The sequence below is a fragment of the Streptomyces violascens genome (assembly GCF_014649955.1).
Classification (GTDB): domain Bacteria; phylum Actinomycetota; class Actinomycetes; order Streptomycetales; family Streptomycetaceae; genus Streptomyces; species Streptomyces violascens.
Window position 1 is genome coordinate 31,114 of sequence record NZ_BMUA01000030.1, and the last position, 25,985, is coordinate 57,098.

21 protein-coding genes, 3 pseudogenes and 1 riboswitch are annotated in these 25,985 nt (G+C 68.7%); of the genes and pseudogenes, 17 read left to right on the forward strand and 7 right to left on the reverse strand.

Going from position 1 to position 25,985, the window contains the following annotated elements; translation table 11 throughout:
• Positions 1–43: 43 nt before the first annotated feature.
• Positions 44–475, forward strand: a complete 432-nt coding sequence (locus tag IE206_RS35625) for a MarR family winged helix-turn-helix transcriptional regulator (RefSeq protein WP_189969707.1) — start codon at positions 44–46, stop codon at positions 473–475.
• A 261-nt stretch (positions 476–736) separates the two neighbouring features.
• Here the strand turns inward: IE206_RS35625 and IE206_RS43290 are convergent, their stop codons facing one another.
• Complete coding sequence (locus IE206_RS43290; RefSeq protein WP_268254461.1) at positions 737–868, reverse strand: hypothetical protein; 132 nt, start codon at positions 866–868, stop codon at positions 737–739.
• A gap of 104 nt (positions 869–972) precedes the next feature.
• Between IE206_RS43290 and IE206_RS35630 the strand changes: the two genes are divergently transcribed.
• Positions 973–1,308 (forward strand): peptidase inhibitor family I36 protein, encoded by a 336-nt coding sequence (locus IE206_RS35630; protein WP_189969782.1) that lies wholly within the window; start codon positions 973–975, stop codon positions 1,306–1,308.
• Positions 1,309–1,372: 64 nt separating this feature from the next.
• Here the strand turns inward: IE206_RS35630 and IE206_RS35635 are convergent, their stop codons facing one another.
• Positions 1,373–2,287 (reverse strand): branched-chain amino acid transaminase, encoded by a 915-nt coding sequence (locus IE206_RS35635; protein WP_229853306.1) that lies wholly within the window; start codon positions 2,285–2,287, stop codon positions 1,373–1,375.
• Complete coding sequence (locus IE206_RS35640) at positions 2,284–3,285, reverse strand: Ldh family oxidoreductase (RefSeq protein ID WP_189969709.1); 1,002 nt, start codon at positions 3,283–3,285, stop codon at positions 2,284–2,286. The genes IE206_RS35635 and IE206_RS35640 overlap by 4 nt, the downstream gene beginning before the upstream one ends.
• On the opposite strand from IE206_RS35640, the gene IE206_RS35645 reads away from it, so the two are divergent.
• From IE206_RS35645 to IE206_RS35675, 6 genes and pseudogenes are all read left to right on the forward strand, one after another.
• On the forward strand, positions 3,218–3,730 hold the full coding sequence (locus IE206_RS35645; protein ID WP_229853307.1) for a hypothetical protein: 513 nt from the start codon (positions 3,218–3,220) through the stop codon (positions 3,728–3,730). The two genes, IE206_RS35640 and IE206_RS35645, sit on opposite strands and share 68 nt — an antisense overlap.
• A gap of 10 nt (positions 3,731–3,740) precedes the next feature.
• Entirely contained in the window at positions 3,741–6,857 is a 3,117-nt protein-coding gene (locus tag IE206_RS35650; protein WP_189969711.1) for a LysM peptidoglycan-binding domain-containing protein, read from the forward strand.
• Positions 6,858–7,106: 249 nt separating this feature from the next.
• Positions 7,107–7,658, forward strand: coding sequence for a hypothetical protein (locus IE206_RS35655; RefSeq protein ID WP_189969713.1), 552 nt, complete (start codon positions 7,107–7,109; stop codon positions 7,656–7,658).
• 21 nt (positions 7,659–7,679) lie between these two features.
• Positions 7,680–8,776: pseudogene (locus IE206_RS43855) on the forward strand (IS630 family transposase).
• Positions 8,777–8,801: 25 nt separating this feature from the next.
• Positions 8,802–9,002 carry an A24 family peptidase gene (locus tag IE206_RS35670; RefSeq protein WP_229853309.1) on the forward strand — a complete coding sequence of 67 codons (201 nt, stop codon included), beginning with the start codon at positions 8,802–8,804 and terminating at the stop codon, positions 9,000–9,002.
• Between the two features lie 184 nt (positions 9,003–9,186).
• Positions 9,187–9,975 (forward strand): hypothetical protein, encoded by a 789-nt coding sequence (locus tag IE206_RS35675; RefSeq protein ID WP_189969717.1) that lies wholly within the window; start codon positions 9,187–9,189, stop codon positions 9,973–9,975.
• A 71-nt stretch (positions 9,976–10,046) separates the two neighbouring features.
• Here the strand turns inward: IE206_RS35675 and IE206_RS35680 are convergent.
• A pseudogene (locus IE206_RS35680) lies at positions 10,047–11,266 on the reverse strand (IS110 family RNA-guided transposase).
• A gap of 540 nt (positions 11,267–11,806) precedes the next feature.
• On the opposite strand from IE206_RS35680, the gene IE206_RS35685 reads away from it, so the two are divergent.
• The 3 genes and pseudogenes from IE206_RS35685 (at position 11,807) to IE206_RS35695 (ending at position 15,536) form a co-directional block, all read left to right on the forward strand.
• On the forward strand, positions 11,807–12,154 hold the full coding sequence (locus tag IE206_RS35685) for a hypothetical protein (protein WP_189969719.1): 348 nt from the start codon (positions 11,807–11,809) through the stop codon (positions 12,152–12,154).
• Between the two features lie 704 nt (positions 12,155–12,858).
• The gene (locus IE206_RS35690) at positions 12,859–14,241 is read left to right on the forward strand and encodes an alpha/beta fold hydrolase (RefSeq protein WP_189969721.1); all 1,383 of its coding nucleotides are present in this window, start codon (positions 12,859–12,861) and stop codon (positions 14,239–14,241) included.
• Positions 14,242–14,328: 87 nt separating this feature from the next.
• Positions 14,329–15,536 (forward strand): annotated as a pseudogene (locus IE206_RS35695) (IS256 family transposase).
• Between the two features lie 546 nt (positions 15,537–16,082).
• On the opposite strand, the gene IE206_RS35700 reads toward IE206_RS35695, so the two are convergent.
• Entirely contained in the window at positions 16,083–16,451 is a 369-nt protein-coding gene (locus tag IE206_RS35700; RefSeq protein WP_189969723.1) for a hypothetical protein, read from the reverse strand.
• 868 nt (positions 16,452–17,319) lie between these two features.
• Positions 17,320–17,493, forward strand: a riboswitch (M-box (ykoK) riboswitch).
• 308 nt (positions 17,494–17,801) lie between these two features.
• Here IE206_RS35700 and IE206_RS35705 point away from each other — a divergent pair.
• Both IE206_RS35705 and IE206_RS35710 read left to right on the forward strand, forming a co-directional pair.
• The gene (locus IE206_RS35705; RefSeq protein WP_229853310.1) at positions 17,802–19,148 is read left to right on the forward strand and encodes a magnesium transporter MgtE N-terminal domain-containing protein; all 1,347 of its coding nucleotides are present in this window, start codon (positions 17,802–17,804) and stop codon (positions 19,146–19,148) included.
• The gene (locus IE206_RS35710; RefSeq protein WP_189969727.1) at positions 19,145–20,446 is read left to right on the forward strand and encodes an NRAMP family divalent metal transporter; all 1,302 of its coding nucleotides are present in this window, start codon (positions 19,145–19,147) and stop codon (positions 20,444–20,446) included. The genes IE206_RS35705 and IE206_RS35710 overlap by 4 nt, the downstream gene beginning before the upstream one ends.
• Positions 20,447–21,170: 724 nt before the next feature.
• On the opposite strand, the gene IE206_RS35715 is transcribed toward IE206_RS35710, so the two are convergent.
• The gene (locus tag IE206_RS35715; RefSeq protein ID WP_189969729.1) at positions 21,171–21,320 is read right to left on the reverse strand and encodes a hypothetical protein; all 150 of its coding nucleotides are present in this window, start codon (positions 21,318–21,320) and stop codon (positions 21,171–21,173) included.
• A gap of 391 nt (positions 21,321–21,711) precedes the next feature.
• Between IE206_RS35715 and IE206_RS35720 the strand changes: the two genes are divergently transcribed.
• A complete protein-coding gene (locus IE206_RS35720; RefSeq protein WP_189969731.1) occupies positions 21,712–21,993 on the forward strand; it encodes a helix-turn-helix domain-containing protein in 282 nt (93 codons plus the stop codon).
• A gap of 335 nt (positions 21,994–22,328) precedes the next feature.
• A complete protein-coding gene (locus tag IE206_RS35725; RefSeq protein ID WP_189969733.1) occupies positions 22,329–23,021 on the forward strand; it encodes a hypothetical protein in 693 nt (230 codons plus the stop codon).
• Positions 23,022–23,201: 180 nt separating this feature from the next.
• Here the strand turns inward: IE206_RS35725 and IE206_RS43690 are convergent, their stop codons facing one another.
• Positions 23,202–23,291 carry a hypothetical protein gene (locus IE206_RS43690; protein WP_189969790.1) on the reverse strand — a complete coding sequence of 30 codons (90 nt, stop codon included), beginning with the start codon at positions 23,289–23,291 and terminating at the stop codon, positions 23,202–23,204.
• Between IE206_RS43690 and IE206_RS35735 the strand changes: the two genes are divergently transcribed.
• Together IE206_RS35735 and IE206_RS35740 are read left to right on the forward strand one after the other, a co-directional pair.
• Positions 23,275–23,460, forward strand: a complete 186-nt coding sequence (locus IE206_RS35735; RefSeq protein ID WP_189969735.1) for a hypothetical protein — start codon at positions 23,275–23,277, stop codon at positions 23,458–23,460. The genes IE206_RS43690 and IE206_RS35735 overlap by 17 nt on opposite strands.
• A 630-nt stretch (positions 23,461–24,090) precedes the next feature.
• Entirely contained in the window at positions 24,091–25,887 is a 1,797-nt protein-coding gene (locus tag IE206_RS35740; protein WP_189969737.1) for an RNA-guided endonuclease TnpB family protein, read from the forward strand.
• The last annotated feature ends 98 nt before the right edge of the window (positions 25,888–25,985 follow it).

Here is a 25,985-nt window from a genome sequence, read left to right on the forward strand (position 1 = left end):
GACAGTCTCATTTGAGACTGTCTTGCACGCTAGCATCGTGCCCATGGAGGCTCAACCGGTCGACCCGGCCACCCTTGGACTGCTCATGTACCGCGCTCACCAGCTCGCCCGGGCGCGAGCCAACCAAGCGGCCCAGCCAACCGGCATCGAACTGCAGCACGCCGGCGTCCTGACCACCATCCAGTCCGGACAGATCCGCAGCCAGCGCGAGCTCGGCGCGGCACTCGGCATCGACAAATCCACCCTCGTACGCATCGTCGACGACCTGGAACACCGCAACCTGCTCAAACGCCGCAGGGCACCGCACGATCGCCGGGCCTACGAAATCGTCATCACCGAAGAAGGCGAACAACGCCTGCACGAAGCCAGCGAACTCTTCCGCGGCGCGATGCGAGAACTCCTGGAAGTCTTTGACGCCGCACAACAACACCAACTCCACCAACTGCTCACCCTCTTCGTCACACAGGAACACTGAACGACATCCCGCCAGCGTTCATCGGCCTCCAGTCGCAAGACTCGCCCCCCCCACGGCCCAGCTCACAGCGGCGGCTGCCCTGTCCCGCTCTCTGCTGGCCGGCGTGCAAGCCGCGGCCGAGGGCGCGGTCCAGCACTGCCGAGCGCCGTTACTGCCTGGGCGGCAGTCCGTCATCGCCCTGCTCGTTGTGCCCACACCGACGGCTGTCTGGCTTCGGCCAACCAACGGCTCTACGGAGATCAGCGACGGTGGTTCCAGACCTCAGTGATCGTCAACAACCTCCAGCCGGAAGCCTCGCACGACGGCATTCCACTTTCCGTGGTCCGTGAGCGTCACCACGCCGAACTCGCCGACTGGGACCAACTTGCGCACCCACGCCGTCACCACAGCCATGTCCCTCCTCCACGAAGACGAACAACAGCAGCCCACGAGAGGAACCGCACAGCCATGAAGTCCACTGCCCTCAAGCGCTTCACGATCCCCTCGCCGCCTGTCTCCTGTCCTTCGGCGCCGTCCTCGCCACCTCGGGCGCCGCGCAGGCCGTACCGTGCGGCAGCGGCAACTTCTGTGTCTGGACCGACGCCAACCTCACCGGCCTGAAGATCGAGCACAGCGGTGACGACCACTGGTGGGAGGGCTACATGGCCTGGCACGACTCCTCATGGGCCGATCACGGAGTCTCCGGCCCGGGAGTGAAGGATCACGTGAAGGTCTACTCCGCCCGCGAGTTGTCCGGGCACGTCACCATCTGCCTCTCCCCTGGCCAGGAGGTCGGCTGCAATGCCGCCGCCAACGACCAGGGCGCCTCCCATACCTGGACGATCAGCTGTTGAGACGACGCTGTGGTTCAGCCCGAGGGCTGCTCCGGTGGCTTCGTACCGACCGCAGGTTGCAGGGTCATCTGCGCACCGGGGTCAGCCACTGCGGCGACAGTGTGTTCTTTCCGCTCACCGCGTCCTTGTACGCGTCCCTCAGGGCTGTCGTGAGCGGGCCCGGCGCCGGCGTGGTGGTGGGGCGGTCGTCCACGGACCGGACAGGGACAACTCCGATCGCGGTGCCGGTGACGAAGAGTTCGTCGGCGGTATAGGCCTCGGCGTGTGCGAGAGGGCGCTCCACCGTGGGGATGCCGGCCGCGCGGGCGAGTTCGAGGATCGTGGCCCGGGTGATCCCGGGGAGGATCCCCGCCTCGACCGGAGGGGTGTGCAGTACGCCGGACCTGACGAGGAAGACGTTGGCGGCCGAGCTCTCCGAGATGTGGCCCGAGGATGTGAGCAGCAGCGCGTCGTCGTAGCCCGCCCGTACGGCGGCGATCTTGGCCAGCGACGAGTTCAGGTACGCGCCGGTGGCCTTGGCCAGGGGCGGGATCGCGTCCTGGTGGTTGCGCCGCCAACTGCTGGTCATCAGGCGCCAGTTGTGGACCGGATGGTCCTCCCAGGACCACGCCGCGAGCGTGACGCGTACGGCGGACAGGTCCAGCGCCACGCCCATGCTGCCGTAGCCGAGGTAGACCAGGGGCCGGACGTAGCGCGGGCCCGTTCCGCCCGCCGCGATCAGCTCCGTCGTCGCGGCGGCAAGCTCCTGTTGCGTGTAGGGGATGTCCATCAGGTACACGCGGGCCGAGCGCGACAGCCGCGCCAGGTGGTCGTGCAGCCGGAAGACCGCGAGCCCCTCAGCCGTCTCGTGCGCCCGCATCCCCTCGTACACGGCCCAGCCGTAGTGCAGCGACTGGGTCAGTACGTGGACCTGCGCTTCGTTCCAGGGGACGACCCGGCCGTCCATCCAGATGTGCTCGGCCGGGGACAGGGCGGTCACGGGGTCCTCCTCGCCGCGTCCCGCAGGCCGGGGGCGTCGATGTCGTGGTCGCGGGCCAGCACGTACAGCGCCCGCGCGGTGTCCGGGTCCAGTGGGATGCCGTCGCGCGCGGCTTCGCGCTCGCGGTGGCGCTCTGGGTCCCCCGGACACCGGACCGCGGCCGCGCTCGCCGCCGGGGCGTTGCGTGTCGTGTCGACGAGGTCGCGCAGCCGCTCGGCGAAGGCGTCCCGGCCTGCGAAGCGGGCGGGGTCCAGGCAGAGCAGGAAGTGCGCCACCTTGCGGCCCTCACCTGCCTGTGCCCACTCGATGTGATCGAGCTGCCAGTCGAGTGGGGCATCGGCGAGCGCGGCGGTCAGCAGCGTCACCACCATGCCCAGACCCTGCCCCTTGTGTCCGGGGCCGAGCGGCGTCAGCGCCGCCGCCCGGGCGGGGTCGCGGGTGTCCCGGCCGTACGGGTCCAGGGCCCACCCCGGGTCCAGGGACCGGCCGCGGCGCCCCCGTTCCCGTACCTCTCCCAGACACACCTGGCTGGTGGCCATGTCGAGCGCGAATTCGTGGTCGCCGTTCCCCGCCGCGACGCTGATCGGATTCGTGCCGAGGAGCGGGTCCCTTCCCTGGTGCGGAGCGACCCGCGAGGACGCCGACGTCATGGCCCAGCCGACCATCCCCGCCCGCGACATGGCGCGGCTGTGGATGGAAGCCGCCGCGAAGTGGTTGGAGTTGCGCACCAGGACGGCCGCGACCCCGTACTCCGCGGCGCGCCGCACGGCCTCCCGCGCGCCCGTGAGGCCGGCCACCACGCCCAGTGCGGCGTCGGCGTCGAGGAGAGCCGAGGGGCCGCTCTCCCGGATCGTCTCGAACTTCGGTCTGGGGTTGGCGACACCGCGCGCGAGGTCGTCCAAGTAGCCGGGCAACAACCGCAGTCCATGGGTGGTGACACCCCTCGCGCTCGTCTCCACCAGCGCGTCGGCCACCAGTGCGCAGGCGTCGTCGTCCACGCCGTGTACGCCGAGGGCCCGGACCGCGATAGCCCCCCGGTGGGACGACAGCGGCGCCGTCCCGGTCTTCGTCGCCGTCATCATCGGGCCTCTGCTGGTGCTGTGCGGGCTGCTCACGGTCAACGCGTTCGGGGTGCTGCGCGCCAAACAGCACGCCGACGATCCCTCAGTGGAGGCGGCGCGCGCCGCCCAGCAAGCCATCGACCCCGCCCAGGCGATCCCCGGCAAGGCCTTCGTCGCCGACCCCGCCGGCGCCCCCGCCGCAGCCCGCGTCTACCTCGCCCAGACGGGCGTCACCGGCACCGTCCACGTCAGCGACGGCGGGCACACCGTGACGGTCACCGTCACCGGCCGCTACCACGCAGTGTTCTGGCCCAAGACGTTCACGGTGCACGCCACCAGTACGGCCACCCTGCTCCACGGCATCACCCAACCGGACAGATAAGGGACTGCTCATGGCCCTCCCCCGCCCCGCTGCTCGCCGTCGGCGTACGCTGTCCGCCGTACTGCGCGCCCTGGCCGCCCTGGTGGCGCTGGCGGCCCTCCTCGCGGGCCTGCCTTGGCTGCTGTGGCAGGCCAGTGCCGTGCTGCTGCCCGGTGGCCTGGACGGACTGAGTCATCTCTTCACCCGCACCGACACCACCAGCGTCGCCCTGTTGTTCGTCGCGGCCGTCGGCTGGATCGGCTGGCTGTCCTTTGTCGTCTCGCTGCTCGTGGAGTTTCCCGCCCGGCTGCGCGGGGTCAGCGCGCCCCAACTGCCGGGGCTGCAGCTGAGCCAGCGCGCCGCGGCCACGCTGGTGGGCAGCATCCTGGTCCTGCTGCCCACCAGCACGGCACTGGCCGCCCCGGCCACCGCGCACGCCGTCACCGCCCCGGCACCCACTACCCAACACACCTACACGGTGCGCGAGATGCGTCCCGCCGAGAGCCTGTGGAGCATCGCCGAACACCTCACCGGCCACGGCGAGCTCTACACCAAGATCGCCGCCGTGAACGAGGGCCGCACCATGGCCGACGGCACGACCTTCCGCACCAACGCCCCCATCCAGCCGGGCTGGATCCTTCAGCTTCCCGCCGACCTGCCACTGCTCAACCCCGCGCCCGCCCCGAGCGCAGGCACCACGCCGGCCGGCACACCGCACCGCGACACCGTCCGCCCCGGCGACAGCCTCTGGACGATCGCCGAACGCGAATACCACGACGGCTCCCGCTACCAGGAAATCTTCGACGCGAACCGAGACAAGCCCCAGCCCACCGGCGGCCAACTGACCGACCCCGACGAACTCGAAGTGGGCTGGACCCTCGCCATCCCCGCACCCGCCGCACCCGCACCCGAAAGCCCGGGACACACCGCTGCGCCGCCCACCACAGCCCCCTCCGCACCTGCCACACCCGTGGCTCCCCCGGCTGCGCAGCCCGGCAACCCTGGGCGCCAGCACGTCCAGCTCACCACCGTGGCCGGGGCCTTCGTACTCCTGGCCGCCGCCATCACCGGCGCCCTCACGCTGCGCCGCATCCTCCAGCGCCGCCGCCGCGCGCCCGGCGAGACGATCTCCATTGCCGACGAAACCTCACTGGCCGCAGCCCAGCTGTCCGAAGCCGCAGCCCCCACCCTCGTCGACGAACTCGACCTCGCCCTGCGCACCCTGGCCCATCACGCCCAGGCCGAGGGCCGTCCGCTCCCCGTCATCCGGGCCGCCCGGCTCAGTCGGCAGGCCACCGAGCTTCTGCCGGGCGACACATACACCGCCCCTCAACAGCCCTTCGTTCAGGGAGCAGACGGCTGGTGGGCGCTTCCCGCCACTGCGGCGCTGCTCAACGGGGATGAGGCCGCATCCGTCGCGGCCCCTTACCCGGTCCTGACCACCGTCGGCGCCACTGAGGACGACAGCGTCGTGCTCCTCAACCTGGCCCACCCGCGCGTCGTCCTCCTGGACGGCACGGTCGAGCACATCCGTGAGGCGTGTACCTCCATCGCGCTGGAGCTCGGGATGAGCCCCTGGGCCGAGCACGTGGAGATCGTGACGCTGGGATTCGGCGACGAACTGCCGCAGTTGCTGCCCACCTCACGTATCGCGCACAAGCGCGAGCCGTCCCACGCCGTGCGCGACCTCGGCGACTGGATGCTCACCGCCTACCAGCAACCCGAACAGGGCGACCTGCCCTACCTCCTGCTGTGTGCGGCAGAGCTGGACAGCAACACCGCCTGGCAGCTCGCCGAGGCCCTCGACAAGGCCGGCACCCTCCCGGTGACCCTGGTCGCCTCTGCCGCCCAGACCAGCCACCACTTCCCCGACGCCGAGATCCTCGACGCCTCAACATCTGAGCTCCAGGACGTGGACGCCATCGGCCTCCCGATCCGGTTGCAACGCCTCGACGACGCAGCCTTCCAGCAGATCGCAGCCGAGCTCCGGATCTCCGGATCTCCAGATCTCCAGATCTCCAGATCTCCAGATCTCCAGATCTCCGGCCAGCCTCCCATCCCCGCTGACGGTGCTTGGCAGAACGTACCGGCCGAACCAGAAACGCCTCCCACCACCACGCCTACTCCCACGGCCGCCGGGCCGGAACCCGCTTCCGCCACCTCGCAGGCCGACGACGCCCCGCAGGGCTCTGCTCCCACGAGTCTCGGAGCGTTCCCGGCACTGGTCACCGCCAGCACCGACCCGGCAGCCCTCCGCCTCGTGCCCGCAAGGCCCGTGGCGTCCAGTCCGCAGGGCGCCGACTCCCCCGACACCGAGCCCGAGGCATCCGGGCCGGCCCCCTCCACCGGGAGTGCCGCGCCAGCCGCAGAAGCCGAGGCAGACAAGGAGAAGGCCCACGACTTGCACGCCCCCGAAATCAGCGTGCTCGGGCCCGTACACGTCCCCGGCCTCTCCAACTCCGGCCACGGCCCGCGCGCCGCCCAGCTCGCCGCCCTGCTGTATTTCAAACCGGGCCGCCGCGCCGACACCCTGTGCGTCGACATGGACCCGCTCACTCCCTGGTCGAAGAAAACGCTCGACTCCCGGCTGGGCGATTTGCGCCGCGGCTTCGGCGACGACCCCCACGGCAACCCCTACGTGCCGCGCCGCACCGCCCGCGACGACTCCTACAACCTCTCCCCACATGTGCGATGCGACTGGGTGCGGTTCGAGCACCTCGCCGAGCGCGCCCTGACCAACGGGCCCGCCTGCGTGGGTGACCTGGAGCGCGCGCTCGCCCTCGTGCGTGGTCGCCCCTTCGGCGCCAACCCTCTGCCTTGGGTCTTGCCGCACCAGCAGGAGATGATCACCCGGATCGTCGACGTCGCCCACACCGTAGCCACCTGGCGCATGGCCCCCGACCCCCACCACGACCTCGCCGCCGCCCGCCAGGCCGTCGCCACCGGACTCGAAGTAGACGAGACGGCAGAGATCATCTACCGCGACTGGCTGAGAGTTGAGCAGGCTGCCGGGAACCGGTCCGGCCTGCTCACCGCCTCCACCCGCGTCCAGCAGATCAGCCGCGACAACCGGTGCCCGTTGGACCCCGAGACGGAGCAGCTCATCGGCAGCCTGCTGGGAGCGGGGCAGCGTGCGCACGGCTTCTAGGACAGCCGGGAACATCCCTCAGCCGCAGTCAGTCACACTGCCGACGGCCGGCGACCGTGCGCACCGCGGCGCAGACGGGTGCGCAACCCGATCGGGCCGTGCGCAGTCCCCTGTGCGCAGCGCGCCTCCGGCTGCCCAGGACATGCGCACTTGGCCAACCGCCTAGAGCCCAGGCCCTGATGCCTCGCCCAAATCCGCAGCCCATCGGGTCAGCGCCCCTACCTTCAGCGCTCTTCGCAGACCCGGACGGTGCGCATGCTCGTGACCTTCGCCGTCGCCTACGGTGTGCTTACCGGGCTGCTCCTGCCGCGCGCCGTGTACAAACTCGCCGTCCCGGCAGGCGAGAGCTGGCGGTCGCAGTGCCCAGCCGGACACCCCGCACAGTCCTGGCTCGGACTCCCGCACTGCAAGAACTGCACAACCGAGAACCGAACCACTCCCCGCGCCCAACGCTGGTACGGGCCCTCCGCCCCAGCCGTTGCCCTGCTCACCATCCTGATGTGCGGTGTTCTGGCCTGGCGGACGGGGCCCCAGCCCGAGCTGGCTGTCTGGCTGCTCCTCACGCCGATCCTCGTACTGCTCGCCCTGGTCGACGTCACCGTCCACCGCCTGCCCGACATCCTGACCCATCCCCTCACAGCCGCTACGCTGCTCCTGCTCGGCGCCGCAGCTCTCGTCCCGACCGCAGACGGATCCTGGCCGACCGCGCTGAGCGGTGCCCTGGCCCTGGGCGGTGGGTACTTCTGCCTCTTCCTCATTACAGATCTCGTCGGAGTGGTGTCGGGTAGTGACGAACTCTGATCCCTGCGATACGCCGGAAGCATGCGATACGCGCAGGGCGGTGGGCTGACTGCCGAACGGCAGCGGTTTCGTGAGGGGATCCGGCGGAAGGCCGGCGAGCGGTTCGCGCGTGGCGAGCGGACTGCTGTGATCGCGAAGGATCTGCGGGTGAGTGAGCGGTAGGTGGAACGCTGGCGACGTGCCTGGCGGGAGCGCGGCATGGACGGGCTCGCCTCGGCGGGCCCGTCGAAGTTGCCCAGGGTGTCCGACAGCCAGTTCGCCGACCTGGAGAAGGAGTTGGCGCGGAGACCGGCAGAGCACGGCTGGGAAGACCAGCGGTGGACCCTTCGTCGGGTGAGGGAACTGATCGCCCGCACCCTCGGTGTCGACTGCTCGGCGGCGGCGGTGTGGCGGCTCATGCACCGGCACGGCTGGTCCTGGCAGTGCCCGGCCCGCCGGGCCCTGGAGCGCGACGAACACGCGGTCGAGCTGTGGAAGAAGGATGTGTGGCCGCAGGTGGAACCATAGCGGCGGCGCTCGGGGCCTACGTCGTGTTCGAGGACGAGGCCGGATTCTCGATGACGCCGCCCACCGCCCGCACCTGGGGCCGACGCGGACAGACCCCCGTGGTGCGGGTCCGCGGTCGGTCCTGGCGGCGTTACTCGATCGCCGCCATGTGCTGCTACCGGCCCGGGGAGACCTCCCGCCTGATCTACCGGCCGCGCCAGCACCGGCGCCACAAGGGTGCCGGGCGCCGCGACACCTTCACCTGGACCGACTACCGCGACCTGGCCGTCCGCGCCCACATCCAACTCGGCGCCCCCATCGTCTTGATCTGGGACAACCTCAACACCCACCGAGCTGCCGGGATACGCGAGTATGCCGCCCATCACGACTGGCTCACCATCGTGCAACTTCCCTCGTATGCGCCGGACTTGAACCCAGTGGAAGGCATCTGGTCGATGTTGCGTCGCGGCCCGCTGGCCAACGTTGCCTTCACCGACGACGAACACCTCGACCGCACCCTCCGCCGGAACCTGCGACACATCCAGAACCGCCCCGACCTCATCGACGGCTGCCTCGCTGGCACCGGACTCACACTCACCCATCACCCGACACCACTCCGACGAGATCAGTAGTCCCAGGAGTCTCGGGTTCGGCGAGGTGAAACTCGCCGTCGCGCTCGGCGCCATGCTCGGCTGGTACGGCTGGCGCACACTCGCCCTCGGTGCCATCGCCGGCCAACTCCTCGCCGCCGCCTTCGGACTGGGCCTGATCGCGCTCCGCAGAGCCCATACAAAGTCTGCGATCCCCTACGGCCCGTTCCTCATCTGCGGCACCGTGCTGGCAATGATCGCGCGATGACCATGCCGAGCCGATCGGGACGTTGCTCGCCGGCAAGCAGCCGGACAGGCGTCCCGTCGACCACCGCAACCCCACCGTCGATGTGACTGATTCCCAATCATGTTTGTCAAGGGCGCCGGGTACGTGGTGGAGGCCGGGAAGTGATCCTGGCGCTCGCCGTTGCGGCGGGTGAGATCCTGAACGGATGAACGAGACATCCGCTGCTCTGGCGACCGCTCGGTGGCCGCTGACCGCGGCTGGGGAGACTGATTGGCTGCGGGACCTGGCCGACGATGACGGGCTCACCGGCTTCATGCCGCCGGCACTGCCCGACGCCGCCTGGGTGCTTCACTCCATGTACGAACACGAACTCGGGCCCACCGGCATGTCCTATGTCGCCTATCAACGAGCCGTGCTGAATGGCGGCGGGCCCGAGATCATCCCGGGCCTCGATCCCGTGGACGTGTTCGGGGGGACGCCGGGTGAGCCCCTTGGCCCCCGTTGGCGCCGGCTGCGCTGGGCGGAGCTCTCGCGGCGGACCGGTGATCCCGTGGTGCCCGAGGGGCAGCTGCCCTGCTACCGCTCCTTCCCTTCGCTCCGGGAGCCGAGCGGCTGGCCGGTCGGCATCGCCGGGGCGTCCGAGGGCAGCCTGGACCGGACCGACTGGAACCGTCTGGTCGACGTCCTCACCGAGCACAGCCCTCAGGGTGCCGAGACCCGCTGCCTGGCTTACTACAACCCGCTGTTGCACGGGGCCGAGGACTTCGTCAACCTGCGTGTCCGGGCCGGCACGCTCGCGGATGCCAAGGCGTTGTACGACCACCCGGAGGAGGACGGTTGGACCCCGTCCAACCTCTGGTCCCAGGACCGGTCCTGGGTCCTGTGCACGGACTTCGACCTCTGCGCCACCAAAGTGGCGGGCCCTGCCGCGCTCGTCGAGGCACTCCTGCACGACACGGAAATCGAGGCCCTCCGGCTGCCCTGGGCTCGCTGATCCCGACCGCCCAACCTGGGAACGACCAGGTGCGGCCAAGAGGCCACATGAAGCGCACAGTCACAAGAGCGCTATGCCGAGGTGAGATCGGGTTGGGGCGGCTCGGTGGTGAAGGTGCGGTGGTCGCGGATGAGAGCCCATAGGACGTCGAGACGGCGGCGGGCCAAAGCGAGGATCGCCTGCTTGTGGCTCTTGCCCTCGCTTCTTTTCCGGTCGTAGAACGTCTTCGAGGTGGGGCAGAAACGGGCGGCGATACGGGCGGAGCGGTAGAACACACGCAGGAGCCGGCGACGGTAGCGGTGTGGCCGGCGCATGTTGCCGCTGATCCGACCGGAGTCCCGTGGGACCGGTGCGGGGCCGGCGACGCCGGCGAGGCGTCCCGCGGTGCCGAAGGCGTCCATGTCCCCGCCGGTGCAGGCGATGAACTCCACCCCTAGCAACGGGCCCATGCCGGGCATGCTGAGAACCACTTCCGCGTGGCGGTGCTCTCGGAATCGGGCCGCGATCCGTGCGTCGATGTCAGCGATCTCTTCGTCCAGAGCGAGGACCGTCCCGGCCAGGGTGTTCACCACGGTGGCCGCTGTGCTCTCCCCGGCCACGGCGGTGTGCTGGGCCTGAGCCGCGGCGACGGCCGCATCGGCCATGACCTGGGCGCCACGGACTTTGCGGTTCTTCAGCCAGGTCGCGGGCCGGGCCGCTCCGATCCGGCGCAGGCTAGCCGGCGTTTGGTAACCGGTCATCAGCACGAGGGCACCCTTGGAGGCGGCGTAGTCGAAGGCCCGTTCCAGGGCGGGAAAGTATCCAGAAGTTGTGCCCGCATACGGTTGATGGCGCGGGTGCGATCGGCTGCGAGGTCATAGCGGCGGGCGGTGAGGATCTTCAGATCCACCGCGATCTTGTCCCATTCCTGCAAGGGCTGCAGGTCCCGGCGCATCCGTGCCTGGTCGGCGATGACGTAGGCGTCCTTCGCATCGGTCTTGCCGTCGCCTCGGTAACCGCGGGAGTCGTGGTGAACGGTCCGGCCAGGGATATAGAGGAGCCGCTGGCCGTGGTTGGCCAGGAGAGCGATCAGGAGAGCGCCGCCGCCAGCGTTCAGGTCGACGGCCCAGGTCACCGGGCTGTCCGCCGCGAGCGCGAAGACGTCACCTATCAGTTCCAGGAGCTCGGACTCGTTGTTCGGAACCCGGCGTGAGAGCACCTTCGTCCCGTCCGTGTCGATCACCGTGCAGTGATGCGCGGCCTTGCCGGCATCCCTCCCCGCCCAGAGCTCGGGCACCCGAGCCTCCCTCATCGTCCGGTTGACTGGTCCCTGCAGACGACCACGCCGACGTGTCCTTACGAAGCGATCTCTGTTCGCTTATCCCAATGAGTGGCCGTGTCGTCGCGGGGCGCTGGGCGGCCAATCAGTCAAAGCCCACAGGTACGGCATGAGCGCTTTCAGCCACACCCAAGCCCCTGGGTCTCCCGATCGTCCGAAGGACCGGAATCAACCCGCCAACACCGTAAGGAGTGCGTGAGGTGGCCCGTGAGCGGTTGAGTTGGCCCGGGTGAGCGTCGGAGGTGGCCCGCAGGTGCGACTTTTCTTAATAGATGACACCTGATCTCGGCGGTTGACACCGAGGTCGTGGACGCGCCCACATGCGACGATCGCTCGACGAGTCAGGCAGTCAGCCCCGTTGCTGACTGCGGTCACCCTCCGAAACTTGTCGCGTCGGCTACGCCAGCCGCGAGAGGATCATGTCGTCAGAGGAAACGTCAGGGAGCTCGGGTGGCTGGTCAGACAGCGAAGATGGCATCGCGCTGTGAGTGCGGCAGCATGGCGGTCAGGCAAGTGAACCAGTTCATCCTTCACGACGAGTTGTGGTGGGACTCCGAGTTCTCTTGCGAGACCTGCGGCACCTATCTGTGTGAACACGCTGGTCCGGGACCGGCTCCTGGCGTTGTCCGGCAGGCGCTGATCGCGGACCATGGATCCTTCAGGCTGCGGCTGACCGGTCCGGTGCCCAGCCTTGTCCCGGTTCTGAAGGTCTTTCGGGAGGTCTCGGCGGCATCGTTGCCGCGGGCCCGTGAGCTGGCTGGCGAGCTCAGCCGCGATGGCCTGGTAGGCACGCTGTCGGAGATGGAGTTTCTGAAGGCCAGGCTGCACCGGCGTGGGGTTCCCGTCGACATCTCTCGGTAGCTGATACGGCGGCATCGATCTTCGAAGCTGTGGTGTCAGATGGATCGAAAATCCGGCGAGAGTGCCAACAAAGAGCGACCTTCTGGTGCCAAGTAGAGCGATCAGACCCACCAGAGCTCCCAGGTCAGTCCATCACCGCGGTGTCATTTCTCTTGAAAAGTCGCAGCAGGGTGGCGGGGCCCTCTCTCGCCGCCCGGACGTGCTGGATCGAGGGGATCAAGGACACGGTCCTCGGTGCTGGTGAGCTCGCGTAATTGACTGTCGCGTATTCCTTGGTGATTGAGGGGCCGTGTCACCGTGTGTGGTCGCAGCGAGCTTGGTGGCGCCAGGAGCCTTCGGCCTCCAAGTCCTACCACCGCGCAGGGACATGAGCGGCTGGCCACCGCTCGGGGCGAGAGTGAAAGCGCCGCCGCCGCGAGCCGATGTGCCACCTGTGCGCCCGTGCGCGGGGCGCTCTCTACGTGCCTGCTGGGCACACTGATGAGAGTCGGCTTCACCCGCGTCCAGCGGCAGGGGGTTTGGGCATGGCAGCACCGCGCACGACTCTGCGACCCAGAGGGATCCTCCGGAGAATGGGTGTGCTGGCGGCCTCGGTGGGGCGCTGGCGACGGGCGTGGACCGGGGGACGGTCAGGGGCCCGGACGAGATGGCTCCTGCTGTGCGTCTGCCTGATCACGAGTGCCTTCGGCTTCGGCACACCAACGATGGCCGCTGCCACCGAGCCGTCGGCCCGGCAATGCGACGAAGCGCCGACCGGCGTCGCCACCCATGATCACTGGCTGAGGTTCACGGTGCCGCCCGGACTCATGCCGGACCCTCAGTTCGACGGACAGCCGGCGAAGATCCAGGTGCATCGCGTCCAGCCGGTGTACGCGAACGGCAAATGTCCAGGAGTGCCCAACAGGGCCGCGGTGCTGATCCACGGCCGCACCGTCACCGCCTCGCCGGCCTTCGACCTGCGCTCTCCCGCGCCGGAAGGCGGCTCGCTCAGCATGCAGGAAGGACTCGCACGGGCGGGAATCGACACCTTCGCCCCGAACCTGCTCGGCTACGGCCACTCGACACGCTTCGACAACGGCCTGAACGACCCCGGCAACGCGAGCCTCAGGCCCTACCTCGCGGACGGCACCTGCCCGTACCCCGAGGGGTGCGACCGCACCCACAACCCGATCTTCACCCTCGATCAGCAGGGGAGCCTGCTGCTGACTAATCCGCTGGGCGGGGAGAGGCGCGCGCACTCAAGCAATTACCGCTTTGCGCGCATGGACGTCTGGGTACGCGATATCCGCCAGGTCATCGACGACGCCATCACGCGCGCGCAGCCGACGGACGGCAAGGTCACCCTGCTCGGCTATTCGCTCGGTGGGGTGCGCGTCGGGCGGACGCTGTACGCAGCCAACCCAATCCTCCCCGGAAGCGCCGCCGTCATCGCGAAGGTCAACCGTGCCGTGTTCATGTCGTCGATCTTTGGTGGACCGACTGAGGAGACGACGCCCCCGACGGGCTTCGTCACGTTCCCGCTGACGCTTGACCGCCGCCTGGCAGCGCCGGTGCTGCCGCCGGCTCGCGAGGCCGTGTGCACCGGGCGTGTCATCCCCGGCAGTCAGGATCAGCTCTGGAAGCAGATCATGGAACAGGACACCGAGGGGCGGAACTGGGGAGGGGACGATCCCGGCCACCCGACCGGTCTCGACCGCTCTCCGACGTTCTCCAACTACGGCTGGAACACCGCCGTCGTGGGGCAGTTGACCCCGCCCACGCTGGTCATCCACGGCCTCGATGACGTCACCGCGCCGCCGGCCAACGCGTCCACCATCTTCAACGCTCTCCCGGCGTCAATGACGAACAAGGTGCTCGTACAGGTCCAGTGCGCCAGCCACCAGATGCAGATGGAGGGCTGCTCCGGCCCCCGCTGCACACCGGAATCCGGAACGCCCTACGGCGGGCGCCCCGGCGAACCGTGGGCCGGCCCTCATGCCACGGTCAAGGCGGCGCTGATCGAGTGGATCAAGAGCGGGACCTTCAACGGCGCCACGAACGGAAAGTTCACCGTCAACGAAAGCGGCGTGGCCAGCGCCAGCCCGTAGAGATCCCGGCCCCTCAGTTGACAGCGGTGGAGCTTCACACGAGAGAACAGAAGCACCCCCTGCGGGCCACCTCCGACGCTCAGTGGGATGCTGGTGGGGCGTGCCCGGTCGGAGGGGCTGCAGCTGACCGGGGAGGGTGGTCTGTTGCAGCAGCTGACGAAGCGGGTGCTGGAGTCCGCCCTGGAGGGCGAGATCACCGGCCACGTCGGCTGTGACAAGCACGACGCGGCCGGCAGGAACAGCGGCAACAGCCGGAACGGCACCCGGGCCAAGACGGTACTGACCGGCGTCGGCCCGGTCGAGGTGAAGGTGCCCCGCGACACCGCTGGCGCCTTCGAGCCGCAGATCGTCCGCAAGCGGCAGCGCCGTCTGACCGGCGTGGACGAGATGGTGCTCCCGTTGTCCGCGAAGGGCCTCACGCACGGGGAGATATCGGCTCATCCGGCCGAGGTGTACGGGGCGGAGGTGTCCAGGCAGACCATCACCACGATCACGGACACGGTGATGGAGGGCATGGCGGAATGGCAGGCCCGCCCGCTGGACCGCGTCTACCCGTTGTCTTCGTGGACGCCATCAACGTGAAGATGCGCGATGGCAAGGTCGCCGACCGGCCCATCTGCGTTGCGATGGCCGTCACGGTCGAGGGCACCCGGGACATTCTCGGGATCTGGGCCGGTGACGGCGGCGAGGGCGCCAAGCACTGGCTCCAGGTCTTCACCGAGCTGAAGAATCGCGGAGTTGAAGATGTCCTCATGCTCGTCTGCGGCGGGCTGAAGGGCCTGCCCGACGCGGTCGGGACGGTCTGGCCCTGCACGGTCGTCCAGACCTGCATCGTTCACCTGATTCGCAACAGCATCCGCCACTGTGCCCGCCAGGACTGGGACAAGGACGCCAAGGATCTCAAGCCCGTCTACACCGCGCCGGGCGAGGCCGCCGCCACCGAACGGTTCCTGCAGTTCTCCGAGAAGTGGGGCGCCAAGTATCCGGCCGTGATCAAGCTGTGGTCCGACGCCTGGGCCGAGATGGTGCCCTTCTTGTCCTTCGACGTCGAGATCCGCAAGGTCATCTGCAGCACGAACGCGATTGAGAGTGTGAATGCCCGGATCCGCAAGGCGGTTCGGGCCCGCGGCCACTTCCCCTCGGAGGCCGCCGCGTTGAAGTGCGTCTACATGGCACTGATGAGCCTGGACCCGACCGGCAAGGGCCGCCGCCGCTGGACGATGCACTGGAAGGCACCCCTGAACGCCTTCCAGATCGCCTTCGATGGCCGCCTGCCCCCCACCGACCAGCGATAACCCAACAACCAAGATCAGCCGTTAAGTTGACACACCCTCCACACGCCTGGTTCACCGCCAGCGCCAACACCGCGCCATGACCCACGAAAACACGAAACTCAAGAGGCCCATCCCCGAAACCTTCGCCCAAGACCCCGGCCACACCAACACCTGCCGCTTCGGCGTCGGCACTTGACAGAGCGACGCCTGGGGTCGTCCACTACGGGTGGGCGGCCCCCGTCTGTCGGTACGCACTTGCACAGGCACGACGGCCCCAAGGCTTCTGGTTCCAGGCCGGGGTCGCAGGACGGAGCGACGTACCCGGGCTACCGGCCACCTGGTTGTGGACCAGGCAAAGGGCTGGATCGACGCGATGCTGCGTGGCGCTGGAGCACACGCACCTTCGTCGGCGTTCAAGAGGGCGTCGAACGCTTGGAGTTGTCCCTCCCCGCAAGTCTGCGACAGTCAGAGGCTGGATCACGTCGCGCCGATGGCAGCCGCCGCTTCGAGTTGGTCTCATGACAGGGTTGATGCTCAGCCGCTGCGGCAGAGCAGGGCACGGCGGAGTCATGGTGCCCTACCCCCCTCGGACCGATGAGCTTCCCAGTGCAGCGCGAAAGCCGCCAGCCAGGCCAGCCATAGGGCGGCGGGCAACTCCACCAAGAAAGCCATGATCAATGCCACGTACCGGGCACCACCGTCGTCGGACGTCGCAACGTCAAACCACGCGTCCAGGACCAGCAGCGCGGCGGTGGCCGCCGCCACCGGTGAAACCGTACGAACCCGACGTGCCAAGAGGATCGCGGTGGCCACCAGTCCCGTCACCTGCAACAGGTCCATACCGACCCAGGACACCGACCAGTTGCGCACCTGAGTCTGGCCATCGAGCAGGAACCCCAGAACCACCGTCCAGGCCAACAGCACAGCAGCAGTCACCAACAGGAACCGAGCTATGACACGAGGTGCAAAAGGCACAGTGGGTGTCCCCTCTCCTCAAGAGCCCCTGGGTTAGCCGACGATACCGACGGCCACCGACCGGCTCGCTCGACAACGGCTGGAGCCGACATGGCTGGTGCTCGGCGCTCCAGGTAATGAGCAAGGTGTCGGTGACCAAAGCGGCCAGCTCGACTGCGAGGCTGAGGGGTCACGACACCATAATCCTCGGGTCAAGTTCGAGCCATTGGCAGAGGAAGCGCCGCCAAATGCCCATGTGGCGCAAGAGGATTGCTGCCTTACCGGGGGTCGATCGACCCCGGTAAGGATACGGGAGGGAATCATCATGGGCGGAGTGAGACCCTGTTCGTCGTCATAGCGACCTGTGCGGCCATGGCGTTGAGTGCCGCTGCAGCCCCATCAGCAGACATCCCCGGGACGCACACAGTCCGTGGTGCGGCCGCGGTTACGGCATCACCACGATCAGCAACTGGAGTCCTGGGCGCCGGGCGAGAAATCCACCCGCGGGTCGACACCGGGATCTACTCAGATCCGGGTCTCAGTACGCCACTGACCGGAACGGCGTGAGCCGGCGACAACGTGGCCGGCATCTGCCAAATCCCCGGCAACAACGGCAAACAGCTGGTGCATCAACGTCTCGTCGTAGCGCCGCCGGCATCCTCGCCCACACGCCCAGCCCCATTCCCACGCTATGCACGGTCTTAGTGGTGATGACTCGCGTGGCCGCGGTTGGCGGGGTCGTACGGGTAGCTGACCTCCCTGCCTGGGCCGCCGCGATGGGGCGGATCGCGTCGTTTCGGATTGTTGCGCCTATCTGCAAGTGTGGCGTAGGGTTCGCACCGTTGTTTTCAAGGCACCTCGTTCGGTGAGGCGTCTTCACGGACACAGGCCACTGATCCCACCCGTCGAGAGACGCTCCGGATCAGGACAGGTCTCCCCGGCTTAAGGGGTGGCCCCAAGTAGCTTCCCCCGGGCCGGGGAATACGCCGTGGAGTGCCAAAGCTCTGACGAGTTGGGGTGAGCCGGGCAAGTGTCCGGTACTCCCTGCCACGGTGCCGGAGCGCCTGCGCTCATGACCTGGGGGAGGCGAGATGGACAGTAGTCCGGGCCATAGTCGGCCCCACCAACTGTGTTCCTCGCCGTCTCTTCGCGGCGCCAGGTAGCCACTGCCACGCCGTGACCTGCCCGTCGACCGCCGACCGTACTCGCGTGCGGACCGGCGGAGCGTGCTCGGTCCCGGTGGCTCGTGTGTCGACGCGCGTCCTGGTGCTGCCTCGTTCCCCGCCGTGTCGGGGCCAGGGGGTGTTCACTTTGTCTGCCAACAATCTGCTCATGACCACATCAGCGCGTCTGCGTGACCGTCGGGTCCAGCTCGCACGCCGCGCGACCGCCTCCAAAACGGTGCGCGGCTCCCTGGTGTCCGTGGCCGGCCTGGTCGGCGGCCCTGTCACCAACCAGGCCGGCGACGACGTCGGGCGCGTGGTCGACGTCGTCGCCCGGCTGTACGGCACGGACCCCTATCCGCCAGTGACCGGCCTGGTCGTCCGGGTCGGGCGCCGAAGCGCGTTCCTCCAGGTCGACACCGTCGAACAGGTCAACGCCGGACAGGTCCGACTGCGGACGGCACGGATGGACCTGCGCGAGTACGAACGCCGCCCCGGCGAGGTGCTGCTGGCCCGTGACGTGCTCGACCACCAACTGGTGGATGTGGACGGCATCCAGGTCACCCGTGCCGCGGATCTGTACCTCGCGCCCCTGGCCGAGCGCATCGTGCTGGTCGGGGTGGACGTCTCGCTGCCCACACTGCTGCGCAGGCTGGGGCCGCGGCGCTGGCAGGCGCGGCCCACGCCGGAGCGGGTGCTGGACTGGCAGGCGGTTGCCCCGTTCGCCGAACACGCCACCGAAGGACCGGCCCAGGTCCACCTGCGCGGTACACGCTCCTCGCTGCACCAGCTGAGGCCCGCGGACCTGGCCGACGTACTGGAGGACCTGGGCCGCGCCGAGCGACAGCAGCTGCTGGCCTGGCTGGAGCCCGGTCACGCCGCCGACGCCTTGGAGGAGATGGAACCCGGCGAACTGGAGAACCTGCTGCGCGAGGCCGGACCCGCCTACGCCGCGCGAATGCTGGGGGAAATGGAACCCGACGAGGCCGTCGACGCACTGCGCGACCTCGGCGCAGGCGAGCGCGAGACCCTGCTCGACCTGATGGCGCCAGCGCAGGCCGCCGGCCTGCGCGGCCTCCTGGCCCGCCCCGAGGACACCGCGGGCGGCGCCATGACGACTCGGCTCGTCACCGCACTGCGCGAGGACACCGTCGCCCAGGTCCGCGGTCAGCTCGCCGAACAGGCCGAGCACCGTACCGAGATCGACGCCGTCGCCGTTGTGGACGCCGACAGCCGGCTGATCGCGGACATCCCGCTATTCCACCTCACCGTCGCCGAAGACACCACGACCATGGGCGACGTCGTGGACTGGCTTGCCCAGTTCGGAACGCAGGTCGTCGTCGGCCCCGATACCCCCGTCAACGAGGTGGCCGACCACCTGCTCGCCTCGCGTGCCTCCTCGCTGCTGGTCGTCGACGAGAAGGAGCGCCCGCTGGGGCGCATGCTCGCCGACGACATCCTCGACGCCCTCCTGCCCGAACGCGGGCGCCGCCACTTCCGGAGGTTCTTGCAGTGAACCGCGACGCAGACACCACCACACAGGACACCGCTCCGGACGACGCAAGGGAGCACGAGCCCAGAAAGGGCTGGAGGCGCATCGCCGCAGTGGCGGCGATCGCAGGCCCCGGCCTGGTGGCCGCCAACGCCGGCAACGACGCCGCCGGCATCGCCACCTACGCCTCGGCGGGCTCCCAGTTCGTCTACGGCACTCTGTTCTTCATGGTGCTGGTCACGATCGCCCTGGTCATGGTCCAGGAGATGGCGGTCCGCCTCGGCGCCTACACAGGTAAAGGCCTGGGCGCCTTGATCCGTGAACAGTTCAGCCTGCGCCTGACCGCACTCGCGGTGTTCTGCCTGCTGCTGGCCAACACCGGCCTGGTGGTCTCCGAATTCGCCGGGATCGGCGCCGCCTTCGAACTCCTCGGCGTGCCCAAATGGGCTGTCATCCCCCCAGCCGCGCTGCTGCTGTGGGCCCTGGTGCTCTTCGGCTCCTACCGCTGGGCCGAGCGGATCTTCCTGATCATGTCCCTGGCGTTCTTCGCCTACCCCGTCGCGATGGTCCTCGGACACCCCGACTGGGGACAGGTCGGCTCCCACCTGGCCATCCCCCACATCGAGGGCAGTCAGGCATTCATCCTGCTCGCGGTCGCGCTGATCGGCACCACCGTCAGCCCCTACATGCAGTTCTACGCCGCCGCTGGCGTCGTGGACCGCGGCGCGAAACCTGAGGATTACAGACTGATCCGCGCGGATGCCATCCTCGGCGCGGTCTTCGCCTGCCTGATCAGCCTGACCATCATCATCGCCACCGCTGCCGCCATCGGCGGCACCGGCCCCCTGCAATCCGCCGCCCAAGCGGCCGAAGCACTCAAACCCGTCGCGGGACAAGGCGCCGAACTTCTCTTCGCGTTCGGCCTGATCGGCGCCTCCGCCCTGGCCGGTGCCGTGGTCCCCCTGTCCGCCAGCTACGCGGTGGGCGAAGCCGCAGGCGTCGAGCGCTCCGTCTCCCGTCGCTTCCGCGACGCACCCCTGTTCCTGGGCTTGTTCACCGCCCAGATCATCCTCGGCGCCTCCGTCGCCCTCACCCCTGTCAACGTCATCCAGCTCCTCATCGGTACCCAGGTACTTCAGGGCCTGATCAGCCCCGTCGTCCTGGTCTACCTCCTGGTCCTGACCAACCGCCGCTCCGTCCTGGGCGCCGCAGCCAATGGCCCCCGCTACCGCATCGCCGCCACTGCCGTCGTCCTCGCCGTCGCCGCCATGTCCACCATCCTTCTCGTCCAGACCCTCCTGAGCTGGATGGGCTGGGCCTGACCCACACCGAGCACACCCACCCGGCACCGCCCGCGGGTGGCGACAAAGGAAGCTCTGGCCCCCACGATGACTCGAGCTTCGCGGCGACCTCGGCTCTGGCTGTGGCGTGCGCCGACTGTGTCAACGAGGAGGGCCGCTACGTTGTGGGGCAGAAAGTCGAGGGTGATGTGTAGTGCCCAAGCCACGCAACACCCGCCTGACTGCCCGCGTTCAGCAACTGCAGAAGCAGCCGCCGCAGGCACCGGGAGTCCCGGCCAGCGGTGACTCAATCCAGCGCAGGATCGTCGGGCTGGGAGGGAAGAAACGTCGATCTGACGGCCGAGTACGGGCCTTTCGGTCCGATCTCCATGCGCGTACCGCCAGTTCCGGCGTACCACAGCGCTCAGCTTCCGACACCAGGGCGAAGAGATCAGTAACCGGTCCGGCCGGCGCAGAGCTGCCCTCACCTCACGCGTCCCATACCTGGCCCGCCTCTCGGCCCGGAAGCCTGATATGCCGAGCGTGACGCCGGGCCGCCGCCTCGGCCCTGCGGACTGGGTACCTCTTTCGGTCACGTCCGCTGCGCTATGCCGGTGCACCGGCATGGGGTATGGCAGTGTTACGGATCCGGCCCGCCAGGCTCCCCCGTCTTGGTGGGCCGGACCACGAGGCGAGATGGACAGCGCCGTACCCGGCACGACCGGAACGCGGCCCTGACCGGCCTCCAGGCGACACTCAGGTGTGGCTAGGACACATCTCCCGCGACCATCCCGGTCTGCTGCGACCAGGACTTGATGACCACGTACCGGCCGTCGACGGCCTCCTCGGCCGCGCGGATCACCGTGTCGCCGAAGCCGTAGATACCGACCTGGCCGAGGAACTTGCCCTCGGCCACCTCTCGGTCATTCCAATAACCCTCCGTGCCGCGGCCTTCTCTGAGATGGAATTGAGTGGTCACGCGGAATCTGCCGGGGTTCATAGGCCGAGAGCCTGCCATGCGACGGAGCAGCACTCCGACCCCCGCGCTCTGCGAGGAGCGATTCCACCGCCATCACGTGAAGAGGTCCGGATGCAGCGGCCCCTGAAGTATGGGCCGTTGTCGCGGTGACCGGGCCGGCTGAACACCGAAGGGGCGGCGGGGTGACGAAGAAGCGCAATCTGACGGGCGGAAGTCAGGCCTCACCGGCGCCAGGAAATGGCTCTCGGTTCCAGCGCCGGTCTCCACGTAGCCGTTTCCTGATCGGGGCGGGGACCGCGTTGTCAGTGGTGGCGGCGATGATCCTCCGGTGACTGAGACGATCATCAAGGCCTACCCCTTCGCCTTGGACCCGACCGATGCCCAGGTGGAGACCCTGGGCCGGTATGCGACCGCATCCCGCTACGGCTTCAACTTCGCGCTCGGGGATGATGATTGCCGTCTACGACCAGTGTGCGCCGGGGCCGTGATGACCTGGTACGAGACCGGCGATGCCAAGGGGGGATCATCCGAGGCCTCGCGCGGTGCCCCATCGAGCCAGGAGTCTCCACCGCATCGTCCAGCCGAGGCGTGCTCGACGGGTACCCGCTGACGGGGGGACATGGCGGGCTTGTTAGCCGGCCGTAACGGCTCTCTGCCCATGTCCTGTGACCCGAAGTACCCTTGCGCGGCGGGCATTTGGTGATCCACGGTGGGCTGAGCCCGGCGTAAAGCCGGTGGTCGTCTGCGGTGCGGGAGGAGGGGCCGTCCTTGGCGAAGGCGCGCGTGCGGCTCAGCGGCGGTGCGGGATGGCAGACCGATTTCCGGCGCCGGACGGCGGGCCGCCCCCTGCGTACTCCAATGGAAGTCGCCACCACGCGCCCGGGCCCTCATCGGCACCCTCACGGAACTGGAGCGGGCGATCGAAGCCCACTCGGTGGCCATGACATGGGGCTGTACGAGCTGGCCTGGGGCCAGGCATCCCAAGCGCCGCCCAGCGAGACCCGGCAGCAGCGAGCACGGCTGAAGACGCTCAAGGACATCCTCGGCTCCCCCGGCTGGCGTGAAGAGGAGCGCCGCCTGGCCGCCGAACGCCACGATCCCCAGCCGGTCTCAACTCCGCGGCCGCGCGTGTCGCGTCCCCGCCCCGTCGCCCCTTCGGTGCCCGCTGCCGACCCGGTGGTGCGGTCCTCGAACGACGCCGCGGAAAAGCCCGGACCGCGCCCCGCCGGAGTCGCTCCGGTGCCGGCTGTCAGCCGGCGGCCGCGGAGGGCCGCCGGGCCGGCCCTGTTGGAACTGGGGCGGCTGTGGGAACTTGCGACCGATCTGCGCCCCTTGCTGGAGCAGACGGCCCGGGCTGGGGCAACGATCGGCTGGCCGGCGATCCGCAAGCGCCTTCCGGGCCTGCCCGTCCTCCAGCGCGATGACGAGTGCCTCCTGCTGTGGCTGGTCGACGAAGACCGCCAGACCGGCGAGCCGCTACTCTCGGCACTGGTCACGGCAGGAGACCGGCAGATGCACCCGCGCTTCCCCGAAGTCGCCGAAGAACTCGGGCTCCCCGCAGGCCGCACCCCGGGCGAGCAGCACGCCACGTGGGGCTACGAGGTGTTGAAGACCCACCAGCACCGACGCCACCGCTGAATTTCAGAAGCTCTGCTGGAAACGTCGACAAACGCATGCGTTGAGAACTTCGCAGCCATCACCATGCACGACAGTGACTCCGTGCCCGGCTTCCGGCACGGTGGTATCGGCGTGAGCGGCTGTCTGAGCAAGGTCGGCATGGTCCGCTACCGCGACACCGTGGCCACGGCGCGTCCCCGCTCAGGCAGCGGGGGGTGCTGGATTGTGGGCTCCGCCATAGCGCCGAATGGTCTGGACCTGATGGGATGCCTGGATGAAGTCTCGCCGAATCGTGTGGGTGGCTGCCGGGGTCGTGGCCCTGGGCGGTGTGTATGCGTTCGGCTGGTGGTCGGGCCAGCCCGTCTATGACTGTCCGCCGCCGATCCCCCGCAGGTACGCGAACTACCTCGCCGCCGACACCTGCCCGGTCGTGCCGAGGATCGCCACCTGGTGGAGCTGACCGTGGACTCCTTCATTGCCGTCGTCGTGCTGAACGGGTACGCACTGGCCGCGTTCGCCTGCGGGCGCCTGACGGTACGAGCCGTCCACCGCGCCCCACGGTGGGTGTACTTCCTCGCCCCGCCCGTGCTCACGGCCGCCGCCGGGCGGGGTGGTGTGGTGGCTGGTGTGGCTGTCCTACTACGCGAGCCTCGCCCTCCTGCTCTGGTGGGCCGCCGGACTCCTCGGCGTCATCACCGCCTGGACGTGCCCGGGCCCCGCCGTGGGCAGCTTCAACGGGCCAGTTGACCCGATCGCGGACTACGAAAATCTTGGAAGACCCATCAGGTGTACACCCTCCACCCCGGTGGCGGATGGCGCCGTAACCCTTCCCCGCCTGGGGCGTTATGAGCCCTGAAGCGGTCAGCGACACGGGTATGTCCCGACTACCCGTTCTGGCACTCTGGGTGTCCAACTGCAGCTCGTGGAGGTGCTGCCTGTGCATCCGACGGGTCAGAAACAGGGTTGCGGCGAATCGGGGTCTACGTCCCCGGTTCGCCGCAACCACCTGGCGCCAGCAGCCCGCCCCGAAACCGCATGACAGTCCGCGCTGTTGGTTAGTGTCAGCTTGTCCTGAGAAAGGGGAGTTTGTATGCCGCTTATCGAAGTTGTGCGTGCTTACAAGTTCACCCTGACCCCGACCGATGCGCAGCGTGAAGATCTTGCCCGGCATGCCGGTGCTTGCCGATGGGCCTACAACTACGCGATCGCGCGGAAGCAGGCCGCCCACCGGGCATGGACCGAGATGCGCCAAGCGCACCAGGTGGCCGGGCTTGACGACGCGCAGGCCGAGGCGTTGATCAAGCAGGCCGGGTCCGGGCTCACCGACAGCATCACGGTGTGGGATCATCACCGCAAAATGCTGATGTGCCTGAAGACGGGCAAGCCGGTCCCACAAACCGCAGCTGACTTCACGCCCCCCGCCGGGCAGGAAGTACTGTACGGGCGTCTCGTGGCCGCGCGTACTGCCGCTGATGCTGGTGCCCTCAGGGCGGCGCTCGCCGAGGCCCGGGGCGCGGTCAACGCGCTCAAGGCGCAGGCGTTCGCGGCCGGGTTCCGGGTGCCGAACGCGATGGACATGGCGGCGCTGTGGCGCACCGAACGCGACCGGCCCCGTGAAGAGGGGGGCTCGCCCTGGTGGGGCGAGGTCAATGTCTACGCCTTCACGACCGGCTTCGACCGGGCGGAGCGCGCCTGGAAGAACTGGCTCGACAGCTGCTCGGGGAAGCGGTCCGGGCGTCGCGTTGGTTACCCGCGCTTCAAGCGTAAGGGCCGTGCTGCGGACAGCTTCGCGCTGTACCACGACGTCAAGAAGCCGACCCTGCGTCCCGACGGCTACCGGCGGCTTGCCCTGTCAACGCTCGGTAGTATCCGCACCTGCGAGTCCTCCAAGTGGCTCGTGCGCCTCATCGACCGCGGCACTGCCCGGATCAATTCAGTGACAATCTCCCGGGGTGCCCACCGCTGGTACGCATCCGTCCTGGTGACGCTCCAGCAGGATGTCCCCGTGCTGTGGGAGCACACCGCCACCGACGGCACCCGTAGCAGCTATTTGTCAGCCGACGAGGCATACGCGGCGGCGAAGGTGAGTGGCGGCGGCACGGTCATGCAGCACGGCCAGCCCACCCGACGCCAACGCACCGGCGGACTGGTGGGCGCCGACCTAGGTTCCCGCCACCTCGCCGTGCTCACCTCACGCCTCGACCACACCGACCCTGCCTCGACCGTCGTCGCCCACCCCCGCCATCTCAAAGCGGGCATGGACCGGCTCGTCAAGGCCCAGAAGCAACTGTCAAGGACCACGAAGGGCTCACGGCGGCGCCAGCGCGCCGCCGACCGTGTGGCGCGCCTGCACCATGCCATCAAGCTTCGCCGGGCCACTAGTATCCATGGCCTCACTAAAGCACTTGTCACCCGCTTCGACATGGTGGCGATCGAAGACCTCAGCCTTGTCCAGTTGACTAGAACGCCACGGGGCACCGTCGCTGACCCGGGCAAGAATGTCAAGGTCAAGGCATTGTTCGACCGGCACCTCCTGGATGCCTCACTAGGCGAAGTGCGCCGACAGCTCACCTACAAGTCTCGTTGGTACGGGTCCCGCCTCATCGTCATCGACCAAGGCACGCCCGTCGCCTCAACTTGCGCCAAGTGCGGAGAGCGAAACCCAAGCTCAAAGCCAGGCCAAGCGAAGTTCCACTGCATCTCATGCGGTCACGCCGTAGACCGCCACGAGAACTCCGCCTCCAACATCATGAAAGCGGCCCGCAGGCAGATCGCGGCGGTCGCCTCCGGTAAGGGGGAGACCCAAAACGCGCGTAGAGCCCCTGTAAGCCCCAGCGCCCCCCGGGGTGCTGGGCGTGGGACGTTGAAACGCGAAGGCACCATTTGACGCTGGTGCCACCCCAGCGGAGTGATCCGCTGGCGTCCCACTCCAGCCCTGACTCATCAGAGGGCCAAAGCGTTAAGCGGCCTACAGGTGAAAAAGGG